This window comes from Comamonas sp. F1-6, from assembly GCF_039581415.1.
In the GTDB taxonomy this organism is placed as follows: Bacteria; Pseudomonadota; Gammaproteobacteria; order Burkholderiales; family Burkholderiaceae_C; genus Comamonas; species Comamonas thiooxydans.
Genome location: NZ_JBCPWN010000010.1, coordinates 18,401 through 32,159, shown reverse-complemented (window position 1 = coordinate 32,159; position 13,759 = coordinate 18,401). Strand labels below are relative to the sequence as shown.

Genomic DNA, 13,759 nt, shown 5'->3' with positions numbered 1-13,759 from the left:
CCCAATTTGGTGATGTTTTCGCGACAACAAGTGCTTACAAACAACGGCAGCCACTCTATCAACCAAAGGCTGCCATGTCACAAGCACTCACCACAACTCCATTCATCCGCCGCTCGGTGTCCCTGGGCACCCTGGTCCTGATTGCCTCCATTGCCGGCTGCGGCGGCGGCAGCGACAGCGCTTCTCCTGCTCCGTCGCCCGCCCCGGCTCCGGCCACAAAATCGATCTCCACCACCGTGATCGACGGCGCCTTGCAAAACGTCAGGGTCTGCATGGACAGAAACGACAACGGCAGCTGCGACGCAGGGGAGCCCAGTGCCGTCACCAATGCCGCCGGTCAGGCCAGCCTGGAAGTGCCAGAGGCCGATGTGGGCAAATTCCCGATTCTGGCCCTGGTCACCAAGGACTCTGTCGATGCCGACACCGGCGCCGTTCCCGTGGCTTTCATATTGCGAGCACCCGCCGATCAGCCTGGTGTCGTCAGCCCGCTGAGCACCCTGGTCCAGGCGCACAGCCAGGCCACGGGCAGCAGCACCGCCGATGCGGCAGCAGCCATCCAGAGCCAGCTGGGCCTGGGCACTTCGGTGCTGGCGGATTTCACCCAGGACGACAGCAACGCCGGCAAGCTGGCCGCCACCATGGCGCGCCTGATCGTGGTGACCACCCAGACCCAGCTCACCAACACGGCAGGCGCCACAGGCGTCGACGGCGCGCCGCTGACTTCGGTACAGCTCAACGCCGCCGTCAACAGCGTGCTGCTGCAGCAGCTGCAAACCCTGGCCACGGCCGTGCTGGACAATCCCGCCCTCAGCGACACCAGCAGCTCCATGAAGGACAAGCAATCCGCCATGGAAACCGCCGCCCAGCAGGTGGCCAGCGCTTCGGGCGTCACGGCCGGCAATGTGGGCCTGATCGCAGCCATGCAGTCGCAAACCAGCATCCCCGAGGCCGGCGGCCCCACGGCGAGCACGCAGCTGCGCTGGCTCAGCTTTACCGACACCAGCAACTACTACATCCGGGCCTTCGAAGCCACGGCCGAGCAGAACACTCCCGATGCGAACGGCAAACGCTATTTCACGGAGTTCCGCGAGCGCGTGGTCAGCGGCCAGGAGCAGCCCTGGACAAGGCCTCAGATCTATTGGACCGGCAGCGAATGGTTTGCCTGCCCCACGGACTTCGTGCAGCAGGTCACCAGCCTCGCGAGCGGAGAGAGCGAATCCCTATACTGCAAGAGCCTGGTCAGCAGAGCCAAGCAGAGTGTGCGCAATATCGCAGGCCTGAAGATGCGTGACATCGTCACCGAGATCCGCTCCGCCCCCTGGCAGGACTCTGCCGACGGCAGCTTTGCCAACTGGGGCCCGAGGCCCGATCAGCTTCCGGCCGAAACGACCTTCCCCAACGGCTCCACGCTCAGCTATCGCACCGTCACCGACCTGGGCGGCAGCGACTACTACCTGAGCAACAACGCCAACCGCGCCACCATTGCCCGTGCCGACGCACCGAACAACCCTGACACCAGCACCTGGCGCAGCGCCACGCTTGCGGAATTCATCGCCTGGAATGCCGGCGACTTTGCGCCCAATGTCTCGGCCGCCGATGTGCATGGCAACAACTCGCGCGTGCTGGTCAGCCGCCGCGACTATCTCAAGCCCGATGGCAGCGCCGCCTACAAGCGCTATATGGTGGGTTTCGAGAACGGCGGCGAGCAGCGCGCGCGCTTTTATGAATGCGAGGGTGATATGAGCACCTTGCCCAACAACCGGACCCTGTTCATCAACGGCGTGTCCACCTGCAAGACGATCCTGGTCAGCAATTACAGCATCGCCACCCAGGCAGATGCCAAGGTGCTGCGCTTCGCACAGGAGCCCACCCAGCTCAATGTCAGCAACTTCCAGAACTACCGCCTGTTCGTCGAGCGCGGCGGCATCACCTATGTCGGCTATCGGGACAAGCAGATGGTCAGCAATCAGCAGCGGCTCAATGGCACTGCCGCCGATGCGCTGCTTGCCGCCCTCGGCCTGAACTGACTCCCCGCCCTAGCGCAGCACAGCCCACCTCTCGGTGGGCTTTTTCATGCATGGCCTCAGCCAGCAGCGGTCATTGAGCTTTGCCAGAATCGTTGCCATGCTTGAAAACCTTCGCACTTCCGTCCAGCCCTATGGCGGCGATCTGTTTCTGCTGCTGATCGCCCTGGCTGTCATCAGCCTCGCCGTGCTGTTCAACCTCAAGGCCCGCCTGCCCGTGGACCAGCTGCGCCGCGTGATCCGCATGGCGGCGCTGGTGGCCTTGCTGGGCTCGGTATTTGCCATGCAGGCCGGCAGCAGCTATTACGCCATGGCCGCCGTGCTGCTGGCCTGGGGTGTGCTGGTCGGCATTGTGCTTGGACGTGAGATCGGCCGCAAACGCTGACCCAGAAAACGCTGCAAGCTATCAAAACCATATAGATCAATCGCCATGAAATCCCTGAACAACGTCAAGCTGTCCATGCTGGACCTGGTCGCCGTGCGCGAAGGCGGAACGGTGGCCGATGCTCTGCAGATTGCCGTGCGCACCGCGCAGCAGGCTGAAAAGCTGGGCTTCACCCGCTACTGGCTGGCCGAGCACCACAATATGCCGGGCATTGCGAGTTCGGCCACGGCCGTGCTGATCGGCCACATCGCAGGCGCCACGCAGAGGATTCGTGTGGGCTCGGGCGGCATCATGCTGCCCAACCATGCACCGCTGGTGGTGGCCGAGGCCTTCGGCACGCTGGCCGAGCTCTACCCGGGCCGCATCGACCTGGGCCTGGGCCGCGCGCCGGGCACCGACGGTGCGACCATGCGCGCCCTGCGTCGCGACCGCGTGGAGACCGAGGAGGACTTCCCGCGCGACGTACAGGAGCTGCAGCGCCTGCTGGGCGATCACCAGGACGGCGCCCGCATCATCGCCATGCCGGGCGCGGGCACGCATGTCCCGATCTGGCTGCTGGGCTCCAGTCTGTTCTCGGCCCAGCTGGCTGCACACATGGGCCTGCCCTACGCCTTTGCCTCGCACTTTGCGCCGCGCATGCTGCACCAGGCCCTGGCCCTGTATCGCCAGATGTTCAAGCCCAGTGCCACGCTGGCCAAGCCTTACGCGATTGTCGGCGTGCCCGTGATTGCAGCCCCCAGCGATGAAGAGGCGCGGTTTCTGGCCAGCAGCACCTATCAGCGCGTGCTCGGCATTCTGACCGGCAACCGCACCCGCCTCATGCCCCCGGTACCGGACTTCTGGGAGCAGCTGGATGGGCGCGCCCAGGCGGCGATTGCCGATTTCCTGGCAGTGGGCGTCATCGGCGGCCCCGATACCGTGCGCCAGGGCCTGCAAAAGCTGGCCGACGAGACCCAGGCCGATGAATTCATGATCGTCAGCGATGTCTATGACGCCGAGCTGCGCCTGCGCAGCCTGGAGATCACGGCTGACGCCATGAACTCCGCCTGAGCGGTCCTGGCAGCTCCCTCCTCTCACGCTGCGCGGTAGGAGGGAGTGCAGAGAGAACGACAAACCAGCGTCCCGGCATGAGAGCATGCCAAACTCCTGCGTCTTTCACCTCTCAGATTTCGCCCATGAGCCGTTCCGCCCGTCTGCTGCAATTGCTGGATACGCTGCGCCGCGCCCGTCAGCCGCAGACCGGGCCCGAGCTGGCCCAGGCGCTGGGCATCAGCCTGCGCACGCTGTATCGCGATATTGCCACCTTGCGCACCCAGGGCGCCGACATCCTGGGCGACCCCGGCATAGGCTTCGAGATGCGGCCCGGCTTTCTGCTGCCGCCGCTGATGTTCAACGCCGACGAGCTGGAGGCCCTGCTGCTGGGCGCTCGCTGGGCCAGCCTGCAGGCCGATCCGCAACTGGCACAGGCCGCCACCGCCGCCATGGACCGCATACGCACAGCACTGCCACTGGAGCTACGCATTGCCGTCGATACCAGCGGCCTGCTGGTTCCCAATATGCAGAACGACCCGCCGCCCGAGCCCTGGCAGGCCGCGCTGCGCCGCGCCATCCGTGCCGAACACAAGGTCGTGCTGCATTACCGGGACCAGCATGGCGTGCCGAGCCAGCGCCGGGTCTGGCCGTTTGCCATGGCCTACTTCGAGCGCAGCCGCGTGGTCTCGGCATGGTGCGAGTTGCGCCAGGCCTTTCGTCACTTTCGCGCCGACCGCGTGGACGCGCTGGAGGATTTGGGCGAACGCTATCCGCAGCGACGCCAGGCGCTGATACAGCGCTGGCTGGACGAAACCGGCTACACGCTGGATTGAGCGGCGCTGCTGACAGAAACTGTCAGCCCCCGCTCCTACATTGGCTGCATGGCGTTTTTGCCATGTCACAACAGCCCGCCAAGGAGAGCCGCAATGTCCACACCTCAGCAACCCAAGCTGCGCTTTTTCAGCAACCCCAGATCGCGCGCCCGCATGGTGCGCTGGATGCTGGAGGAATGCGGTGCCGACTATGAAACCATTGAGCTGGAATTCGGACCCGAGATGAAGTCGCCCGAGTACCTGTCCATCAACCCCATGGGCAAGGTCCCGGCGCTGCAGCATGGCGATGCCGTGGTCACCGAGACCGGAGCCATCCTCGCCTATCTGGCCGAGCTTTTCCCCGAGAGACGACTGGCCCCGGCGATGGGCAGCCCGGAGCGCGCCAGCTACTTTCGCTGGCTGTTCTTTGTCGCCGGGCCGGTGGAGGCCGTCACAACCGCCCGCAACGAAGGCTGGCTGCAATCGCAAACTCATCAGCAGGCCATAAGCGCGGGCTTTGGTCGCTTTGACGATGTGCTGAACACATTGCTGCATGCGGTGGCCGGCAAACGCTATGTCTGCGGCGACCACTTCACGGCCGCCGATCTGTATCTGGCCAGCTATATCGGCTGGAGCATGATGGACGGCAGCTTGCCCAGGCGGCCCGAATTCGAGGCCTATGCCACGCCGCTGCTGCAGCGTGCAGCCTCGGTGCGTGCCGACGAGATCGACGGCGATATGCAAGCCGCCGCCATGGCGCCAGTCGCCTAAGGGTTTTGGCCTGCAGCGACCGCCAGTCAAGCGCAGGGCCATCAAGACCTTTAGCAAACCGCTGCAGACCACTCAGCGTGCCAAGTAACCGCCGTCGACCGGGTAATAAGCACCCGTCACAAACGACGCACGGTCGCTGGCCAGCCAGGCCACCAGCTCGGCAATCTCCTCGGGCTGGCCCAGCCGTCCCATGGGGTGGGCCGCCACCAGCGCCGCATGCGTGGCAGGGTCCTGCTCCAGACCGCTGATCATGGGGGTCTGGATAAAGCCCGGCCCCACGGCATTGACGCGCACGCCCTGGGCTGAATATTCGAGCGCAGCGGCCTTGGTCAGACCCAGCACGCCATGCTTGGCGGCCGTATAGGCCGCAGAGTTGGCAAAGCCCACTGCACCGAGGATGGACGCCATATTGATGATGGAGCCGCCACCGCCTTGCAGCATGGCGGCAATCTGGTATTTGCAGGCATAGAAGACACCCGAGAGATTGACGCGCAGCACCTGCTCCCAGGCATCGAGTGGATAGTCGGCGGTTGGCGCGCTGGCTCCGCCGATGCCGGCGTTGTTGCAGGCCACGTCCAGCCTGCCGAAGTGGCGCATGGTCAGGGCCACCAGCGCTTCATGATCCGCCGGGCTGCCGGCGTCGGCGCGCAGATACAGTGCCTCGGCACCCAGCTCGCGCACCAGGGCCGCGCTCTCCTGGCCCTGCTCCTCGTTGAGGTCGGCCAGCACCACCCGCGCGCCTTCCCTGGCCCATGTCAGCGCCACACAACGGCCTATGCCGGATGCAGCCCCCGTCACCAATGCAACCTTGTCCTTGAGCATCGAAACCTCGCATTCTTGAATCGGCAGACCATTGTGCCGACCTCAGCCGCGGCAGTCCTGACCTGCGTCAAGCCGGGTTCGCTCTCTCAAACGCCGAAGTGCTGACATCATTAGTCGCTACCATCTGCACTAACCCCTCACCTGTCAGATCGATTCGCGCATGCCCGCCTTTACCTTTGAAGCCCTGGATGCCCAGGGCCAGACCCGCAAGGGCACCCTGGAAGCCGACAACGCCCGTGCCGCGCGCAGCCAGCTGCGCAGCCAGGCCCTGGTGCCGCTGCAGGTCGAGCCCGTCGCCGCAGGCAAGGGCCAGGGCCGCACCGGCGCTTCCGGATGGTTCACGCGCCCGGTCTTCAACTCCACCAGCCTCGCGGTATGGACCCGCCAGCTCTCGGGGCTGGTCAGCTCCGGCCTGCCCATAGAACGCGCACTGGCTGCGCTGTCCGAGGAAGCCGAGGACGAACGCCAGCATCAGCTGGTCGCAGCGCTGAGGGCCGAGGTCAATGCCGGCTCCAGCTTTGCCAGGGCGCTGGAACAGCATCCACGCGAGTTTTCCGATATCTTTTGCGCCGTGATCGGCGCCGGTGAATCCAGCGGCAGCCTGGGTCCGGTGCTGGAAAACCTGGCCGACGACCTGGAGGCGCGCCAGGCCTTGCAGTCCAAGCTCATCGGCGCCTCGCTGTATCCGGCCATCGTGACGCTGGTGGCCATCGTCATCGTGATCTTTCTGGTCAGCTATGTGGTGCCGCAGGTGGCCGGCGTGTTTGCCGGCACCAAGCGTGCGCTGCCGTTTCTCACCGTGGTCATGCTCGGCATCAGCGACTTTGTGCGCCACTACGGCTGGCTCATGCTGGCCGTGCTGCTGCTGGCTGCCGTGGGCTTTCGGCTGGCGCTCAGGAACGAGGCGTTTCGCGAGCGCTTCGATGCCCAGTGGCTGCGTCTGCCGCTCATAGGCCGGCTCTCGCGCAGCTATAACGCGGCGCGCTTTGCCGGCACTCTGGCCATGCTGGCCGGAGCGGGCGTGCCCATTCTCAAGGCCTTGCAGGCTGCGGCCGAGACGCTGAACAACCGCGCCCTGCGCGCCGATGCCATGGATGCGCTGGTGCTGGTGCGCGAAGGCGCGCCACTGGCCTCGGCCCTGGCTCAGAAGAAGCGCTTTCCGGGCCTGGTCGCCATGTTCGCCCGGCTGGGCGAGCAGACGGGCCAGCTGCCGCTGATGCTGCAGCGTGCCGCCACCCAGCTGTCCACCGAGGTCCAGCGCCGTGCCATGCACCTGGCCACGATCCTCGAGCCGCTGCTCATCGTCGTCATGGGACTGGTGGTCATGCTCATCGTGCTGGCCGTGCTCATGCCCATCATCCAGCTCAACCAGTTCGTCAAATAGGCCGGCCGCGCCCGCAACGGTGCGGAAGCACCCACTCCAGCCTGGCGCAATTCTTGCTTTCTTTTAGTGCATTGCGGGTTTTTTACGCAATTTCGCACCAATAAATAGCAAATTTCAGCTGGAGCGTTTTCATGCAAGCACTAAAACAGGGCGCGGATGCCCTGTTCATTCTGATGGGCGCCGTCATGGTCCTGGCCATGCACGCCGGTTTCGCCTTCCTGGAGCTGGGCACCGTGCGCCGCAAGAACCAGGTCAATGCCCTGGTCAAGATCCTGGTCGACTTCTCGGTCTCCACCGTGGTCTATTTCGCGCTCGGCTATGGCGTGGCCTACGGCACGCACTTTTTCGTGGGTGCCGAGCAGCTGACGACACTCAACGGCTACGGCCTGGTCAAGTTCTTCTTTCTGCTGACCTTCGCGGCCGCCATTCCCGCCATCATCTCGGGCGGCATTGCCGAACGCGCCAAGTTCTGGCCCCAGCTGATCGCCACGGCCATGATCGTGGGCCTGATCTACCCCTTCTTCGAGGGCATTGCCTGGAACCAGCATTTCGGCGTGCAGGCCTGGATCAAGGCGCTGACCGGTGCCGAGTTCCACGACTTTGCCGGCAGCGTGGTGGTCCACGCCGTGGGCGGCTGGATCGCTCTTGGCGCCGTGCTGCTGCTGGGTCCGCGCAGCAATCGCTACCGCCAGGGCGGAGCGATCGCCGCCACGCCCCCCTCCAGCATTCCCTTCCTGGCGCTGGGAGCCTGGATTCTGATCGTGGGCTGGTTCGGCTTCAATGTGATGAGTGCCCAGAGCCTGGACAAGATCTCCGGTCTGGTCGCCGTGAACTCGCTAATGGCCATGGTGGGCGGCACGCTGGCTGCCCTGGCCGTGGGCAAAAACGACCCGGGCTTTGTGCACAACGGCCCGCTGGCCGGTCTGGTTGCCGTCTGCGCGGGCTCGGATCTGATGCACCCTCTGGGGGCACTGGTCGTGGGGGCTGCCGCCGGCGCCATCTTTGTCTTCATGTTCACGCTGACGCAGAACAAATGGAAGATCGACGATGTGCTGGGCGTGTGGCCGCTGCACGGTCTGTGCGGCGCCTGGGGCGGCATTGCAGCCGGCATCTTCGGCACGCAGGCACTGGGCGGGCTTGGCGGCGTACATCCGATGGCCCAGCTCATAGGCACGCTGATGGGCGTGGCCTGGGCAGCGCTCGGCGGCCTGCTGGTCTATGGCCTGCTCAAGAAAACCATGGGGCTGCGCCTGAGCCAGGAGCAGGAATTCGACGGCGCCGATCTGTCCATACACCATATCAGTGCCACGCCCGAGCGCGAAGCCAACTGGTGAGGGCGCGGCGGCCTGCGTATCATCGAAGCTTGTCTGCACATCCGCTCAAAGCCGTACCGCCATGGCCATGACCCTGAACGACAAGCTCGTCGTCGCCATCTCCTCGCGAGCCCTGTTCGATTTCGAGGAGGAAAACCGCCTCTTCGAGGACAGCGACCCGGCGACCTATCTGCGCTTGCAGCGCGAGCGGCTGAACGTGCCTGCCGCGCCCGGCGTGGCCTTCTCGCTGGTCAAGAAGCTGCTGGCCTTCAACACCGAGGCACAGCAGCATGTGGAAGTGGTGCTGCTCTCGCGCAACGACCCCGTCAGCGGCATGCGCGTCTTCCGCTCGGCCCAGGCCCACGGCCTGCACTCCATACAGCGCGGCGTATTCACCCAGGGGCGCGACCCCTTCGGCTATCTGCGTCCGCTGGGAGCCCAGCTGTTTCTCTCGGCGAATGCCGATGACGTGACCCAGGCACTGCAGCTGGGCTACCCGGCAGCCCATGTGTTCACCGACTCCATGCGCGCCAGCAGCAGCCATCCGCGCGAAGTGCGCATCGCTTTCGACGGCGATGCCGTGCTGTTTTCCGACGAGGCCGAGCGCATCTTCCAGGCCCAGGGCCTGGAGGCTTTCCAGCAACATGAGCTGGAGAAAGCCGCCCAGCCGCTGCCCGAAGGCCCGTTCAAGCCGCTGCTGGCCGCCCTGCACCGGCTGCAGCAGGCAGATGTGGCCGGCATGCGCGTGCGCACGGCGCTGGTCACGGCGCGCAGCGCCCCGGCCCATGAACGCGCGCTCAATACGCTGATGGACTGGAAGATCGATGTCGATGAAGCCATGTTCCTCGGCGGACTGGCCAAGGGCGGGTTTCTGCGCGAGTTCGAGCCCGATTTCTTCTTCGACGACCAGACCGGCCATGTACGCAATGCGGCAGGGCATGTTCCCTCGGGCCATGTGCGCAGCGGCATTGCCCATGACAAGGCGGCGCTGCCTACGTAAAGCTTGGCAAAGTCCGGCAAGCGAATGCAAAACTTTGAAAGTGCGGCGGGACAGTGCTTGAGAATGCCGTCATGGCCCTCACCTGTACCGCTATGTCAAAAGCCAAGAAACACCCCTTCGTCGCGCGCAGCAGCTCGGTCATGAAAACCGCCATGGGCGTGCTGCTGACCAGCGCCGTGCTGCTGCTGCCCACGGTGCGCGCCGAGGAAACTGCCGGCGACAAGATGGCGGAAAGACAGGGAACCCAGCTCTCCAAGGGCGAGATCAAGGCCCAGCAGCAGTTCAAGATGCTGGACTTCAACCAGGATGGCAAGCTCAGCCGCAAGGAAGTGGCCATCATCCCCAAGCTGGCCGCCGCCTTTGACGAAACCGACACCAACAAGGACGGCTTCGTCACCTATGAGGAAGTGCGCGCCTTTGCCGTCAAATACCGTGCAGCGCGTGAAAAGGCCAAGGCCGCGGAAGCCGTGGCAGCTGCACCGGCCAAGGACGACGCTCACAAATCAGAAGCTGACAGCGCTGATCCTGAAAGCAAATAAGATATAAAAATAGCTGAAGCGCTTGAATATCAAGCGCAATAAGCTCTCAAAATAAAAGCAATCGCTTACTTGGCGTTGCCGCTGCGCTTTATCCGGGGCTCGGAATAAGTCAGCGGCTCATTGCGCGCCGTCTGCTTGCTCTGCAGCAGATCTTCCGACTTGCTGGTTTCCTGCGCCTGCTCCACCGCCTGGGCGCTGGCGCGCCACATGGACTGGATGAACTCGATCAGCTGCTTGGAGATCGGCTCCTTGGGTGGCTCCTCGACCTCCTCCTTTTGCTTGACCTCCTCGGCCAGCGTCCAGTCTCGGTTCTCGGTATCGGGAGCCGAGGGCTTCTCGGGCTCGCGCACCGTGCGGCCCTCGCCGATCTTGTCCACCGACTCCGTCGCATTCACCGCATTCACGGGGCGCACCGGCGCGGCGCCAGAGGCGCCTGTGGAATACAAATCCGCACCCTGGGTACGCCAGGGCGTCTGTGTCCGGTCTAGAGGTGGAATTTGCATGGCTTGGCCCTCGGCAGTAAAAAGGTGCAGGCGGAAAATCAGCTATCTCGCCCTGTTATCGGCCACGCTTGAGAAAACTGTAGGATTATTTTCAATCCTATTTTGATAGCTATTAGTCTATATATATCAAGCACCACTGCGCAATTTGATACAAAAAAGGGCCTCGCGATTATGCGAAGCCCTTGAAATAGTCGCGCTGCGCAGCTTACAGAAAGCGCTCCAGCAGCTTGCGCGAATGCCGGTCCAGCTTGCTGCTGTCGGGAATCCGATATTGCACGCCATCCTGGCCCGTGATTTGCAGTCGGGTGCGCCCTGACAGCTTGCGGATGTCTTCCTCGGCCTTGAGCACCATCTGCGTCAGACCGCGATCCGTCTGCAGCTCCCAGGTGCTGGGGGTGGAGAAACTCGAGACCTTGAGAATACGCTCTATGGTCGGCACGAACTCCCGCACTGCCAGGTCCTGCTCGATCAGCTGACGATGCTCGGGCTGCAGGTCTGCCATGCGGGCCACCCACAGCGCTTCCTTGCCATCGGAGGCGATCAGCGACAGCCCTTCGGCAGGCGCGGCAATCGGAAATGCGCGCACGGGAACGACGGCTTCGTAGACCAGGCCGTTGCCCAGGGTCAGCACCAGACGGCCATGGGCGTTGCGCTCCAGCTGCATGCCGCTCAAATTGGATTGGGGAGCTTCGATCATTGTGTTTCCTTGGTCTGCAGCTTGAGGCCGGCCGCTTGCGCATCCTCTTCGGCACGACGTGCCTGCGCGTCGTACAGGCGGAAGTAATGGCCCTTGAGATCCATCAGCTCGTCGTGCGGGCCGACTTCGACGATCTCACCACGATCCATGACCACCAGACGGTCGGCCTTGCGCAAGGTGGACAGGCGGTGGGCAATGGCGATCGTGGTGCGCCCCTGCACCAGATTGTCCAGCGCCTTCTGGATCTCCTTTTCGGTCTCGGTATCCACGGCCGAGGTGGCTTCGTCGAGGATCAGGATGCGCGGATCGATCAGCAGCGCACGCGCGATGGAGATACGCTGGCGCTCGCCACCCGACAGGCCCTGGCCGCGCTCGCCGACCAGGGAGTCATAGCCGTGGGGCAGGCGCAGGATGAACTCGTGGGCATGGGCGGCACGCGCCGCGGCCACGATTTCCTCGCGCGTGGCATCGGGCTTGCCGTAGGCGATGTTCTCGGCGATCGTGCCGAAGAACAGGAAGGGCTCCTGCAGCACCAGGCCGATATTGCTGCGGTAGTCGGACACGGACATGCGGCGCACGTCCACGCCGTCGAGCTGGATGGAGCCCTCGGAGACGTCGTAGAAACGGCAGATCAGGTTGACCAGGGTGCTCTTGCCCGAGCCGCTGTGGCCGACCAGTCCGATCATCTCGCCGGGCTTGATCTCCAGGTTCAGATGCTTGATGACGGCACGGCTGCCGTAGCGAAAGCCCACATCCTCCATGGTGATGGCACCCTTGGCCTTGCCGGGCAGCTTCACGGGGTTGCTGGGCTCGGGCACATTGCTGACATGGTCGAGGATGTCGAAGATGCGCTTGGCACCGGCAGCAGCCTTCTGCGTGACCGAGACAATGCGGCTCATCGAATCCAGGCGGGTATAGAAACGGCCGATATAGGCGATGAAGGCGGTCAGCACACCGACCGTGATGGAGCCGCCGGCCACCAGATAGATGCCGAAGCCCCAGACCACCAGAATGCCGACCTCGGTCAGCAGCGTCACCGTGGGGGTGAACAGCGACCAGGTCTTATTGACCTTGTCGTTGGCCTGGAGATTGATCAGATTGGCGTCGGCAAAGCGGTCGGCTTCACGCTTTTCCTGTGCGAAAGCCTTGACCACGCGGATACCGGGAATGGTGTCGGCCAGCACATTGGTCACCTCGGACCAGACGCGGTCTATCTTCTCGAAGCCCGTGCGCAGGCGATCGCGCACGGTATGGATCATCCAGGCGATGAAGGGCAGCGGCACCAGCGTGACCAGCGCCAGCCAGGGGTTGATGGAGAACAGGATGGCCGATGTCATCACGATCATCAGCACATCGGTTGCAAAATCAAGTGCGTTGAGCGACAGAAACAGATTGATGCGATCGGTTTCGGCACCGATACGCGCCATCAGATCCCCCGTGCGCTTGCTGCCGTAGTAGTCCACCGACAGGTTCAGCAAGTGGTTGTAGGTGGTGGTGCGCAGATTGGAGCCTATGCGCTCGGACACCTTGGCCAGCACGAAAGTACGTGCCCAGCCCAATGCCCAGGCCAGCAGCGCCGACAGCAGCAGCATGCCCAGATAGAAGAAAACCAGATCCCGGTCGATTTTTTCACCGTTCTGGAACGGAATCAGGATCTTGTCCATCAGCGGGATGGTCAGATAAGGCGCCACCAACTGGGCCGCCGTGGTGGCCAGGGTCAGCAAGAAGCCCAGCAGCAGCTGGCCCTGGTAGGGCTTGGCAAAACGCCACAGGCGCAGCAGCACCCAGGTGGAGGTCTGGGGTGCCTGCTGGCGTGCGCAGGCCGGGCATTCCTCGGTATCGGGCGGCAGCACCGAGCGGCAGACCGGGCAATGCGGGACATCCTCATCGCTGACCGCGCTATAGGCCTCCTGACGTGCGATGCGCTCGCGCTGGCGGTCGAACTGCTGCATCAGCTGCAGCATGGAGGTCTGATGCTTCAGCGTGATCAGCCACTGTGCAAGACGCGCGCTCCTGTCATGCAGTTCCAGGTTGCCTACACCGCCATGATCCTGCAGGCGCAGGCTTTGATCTACTGCCAGGGCCCATTCACGCCACTGCTGGGTCTTGGGATCGCAGGCCAGCAGACGCTCCTGGGTCAGGGCCAGCAGGCCGCTGCCGAACTGCAAATCCGCACTCAGGTCAACCGGGACGACGGCTAATACGTTTTCATGTTCAGCGAGTCTTGCTCGCAGCTCGCCCCCCAGGGGGCCGGCGAAGACTGCCGAGGCGTCCACAGTATGGTGATGTTGCATGTTGAGTTATTTTTCTCCGCCGATGGCGGCTCCAAGAGTCATGCGGGCAACCGCATCGGCATGGTGAATATGGCTGCGCCTGACGTCCGATATATCCTGGTTAACGCGCGAACCTGCATTTAGGCTGACAAGCTTCACAATGCAGATTCTGGGCGCACAATGCCAACCTATCAGGGGCAGGAG

The 13,759-nt window shown here is 63.8% G+C and carries 13 protein-coding genes; 9 read left to right on the top strand and 4 right to left on the bottom strand.

The features are described 5' to 3' along the window. Positions 1–74 precede the first annotated feature (74 nt). From AAIL66_RS12195 to AAIL66_RS12175, 5 genes are all read left to right on the top strand, one after another. On the top strand, positions 75–2,027 hold the full coding sequence (locus AAIL66_RS12195) for a hypothetical protein (RefSeq protein WP_343496850.1): 1,953 nt from the start codon (positions 75–77) through the stop codon (positions 2,025–2,027). A 97-nt stretch (positions 2,028–2,124) separates the two neighbouring features. Further along, positions 2,125–2,409, top strand: a complete 285-nt coding sequence (locus AAIL66_RS12190) for a hypothetical protein (protein ID WP_034357691.1) — start codon at positions 2,125–2,127, stop codon at positions 2,407–2,409. Positions 2,410–2,454: 45 nt separating this feature from the next. Then, on the top strand, positions 2,455–3,459 hold the full coding sequence (locus AAIL66_RS12185; RefSeq protein ID WP_343496849.1) for an LLM class flavin-dependent oxidoreductase: 1,005 nt from the start codon (positions 2,455–2,457) through the stop codon (positions 3,457–3,459). Positions 3,460–3,584: 125 nt separating this feature from the next. Beyond that, positions 3,585–4,274 carry a YafY family protein gene (locus tag AAIL66_RS12180; protein WP_034409031.1) on the top strand — a complete coding sequence of 230 codons (690 nt, stop codon included), beginning with the start codon at positions 3,585–3,587 and terminating at the stop codon, positions 4,272–4,274. A 93-nt stretch (positions 4,275–4,367) separates the two neighbouring features. Further along, positions 4,368–5,024, top strand: a complete 657-nt coding sequence (locus tag AAIL66_RS12175) for a glutathione S-transferase family protein (RefSeq protein ID WP_343496848.1) — start codon at positions 4,368–4,370, stop codon at positions 5,022–5,024. A gap of 72 nt (positions 5,025–5,096) precedes the next feature. Here AAIL66_RS12175 and AAIL66_RS12170 read toward each other — a convergent pair whose 3' ends face one another. Continuing rightward, on the bottom strand, positions 5,097–5,846 hold the full coding sequence (locus tag AAIL66_RS12170; RefSeq protein ID WP_229228061.1) for an SDR family oxidoreductase: 750 nt from the start codon (positions 5,844–5,846) through the stop codon (positions 5,097–5,099). 160 nt (positions 5,847–6,006) lie between these two features. Here AAIL66_RS12170 and gspF point away from each other — a divergent pair, with 160 nt between their 5' ends. The 4 genes from gspF to AAIL66_RS12150 all read left to right on the top strand — a co-directional run bounded on the left by gspF (position 6,007) and on the right by AAIL66_RS12150 (position 10,082). Next, positions 6,007–7,230: a type II secretion system inner membrane protein GspF gene (gene gspF, locus AAIL66_RS12165; protein WP_003061898.1), complete on the top strand. Its 1,224-nt coding sequence runs from the start codon at positions 6,007–6,009 to the stop codon at positions 7,228–7,230. Positions 7,231–7,361: 131 nt separating this feature from the next. Then, positions 7,362–8,564: an ammonium transporter gene (locus tag AAIL66_RS12160; protein ID WP_034357332.1), complete on the top strand. Its 1,203-nt coding sequence runs from the start codon at positions 7,362–7,364 to the stop codon at positions 8,562–8,564. 61 nt (positions 8,565–8,625) lie between these two features. Further along, entirely contained in the window at positions 8,626–9,543 is a 918-nt protein-coding gene (locus AAIL66_RS12155) for a 5'-nucleotidase (protein WP_003061895.1), read from the top strand. 71 nt (positions 9,544–9,614) lie between these two features. Next, on the top strand, positions 9,615–10,082 hold the full coding sequence (locus tag AAIL66_RS12150) for an EF-hand domain-containing protein (protein WP_034409026.1): 468 nt from the start codon (positions 9,615–9,617) through the stop codon (positions 10,080–10,082). A gap of 65 nt (positions 10,083–10,147) precedes the next feature. On the opposite strand, the gene AAIL66_RS12145 is transcribed toward AAIL66_RS12150, so the two are convergent. The 3 genes from AAIL66_RS12145 to AAIL66_RS12135 form a co-directional block, all read right to left on the bottom strand. Beyond that, positions 10,148–10,585, bottom strand: a complete 438-nt coding sequence (locus tag AAIL66_RS12145) for a hypothetical protein (RefSeq protein WP_034357327.1) — start codon at positions 10,583–10,585, stop codon at positions 10,148–10,150. Positions 10,586–10,790: 205 nt separating this feature from the next. Beyond that, complete coding sequence (locus AAIL66_RS12140; protein WP_034381453.1) at positions 10,791–11,282, bottom strand: DUF1854 domain-containing protein; 492 nt, start codon at positions 11,280–11,282, stop codon at positions 10,791–10,793. Beyond that, positions 11,279–13,576, bottom strand: coding sequence for an ABC transporter ATP-binding protein (locus AAIL66_RS12135; RefSeq protein ID WP_343496847.1), 2,298 nt, complete (start codon positions 13,574–13,576; stop codon positions 11,279–11,281). The genes AAIL66_RS12140 and AAIL66_RS12135 overlap by 4 nt, the downstream gene beginning before the upstream one ends. Between the last annotated feature and the right edge of the window lie 183 nt (positions 13,577–13,759).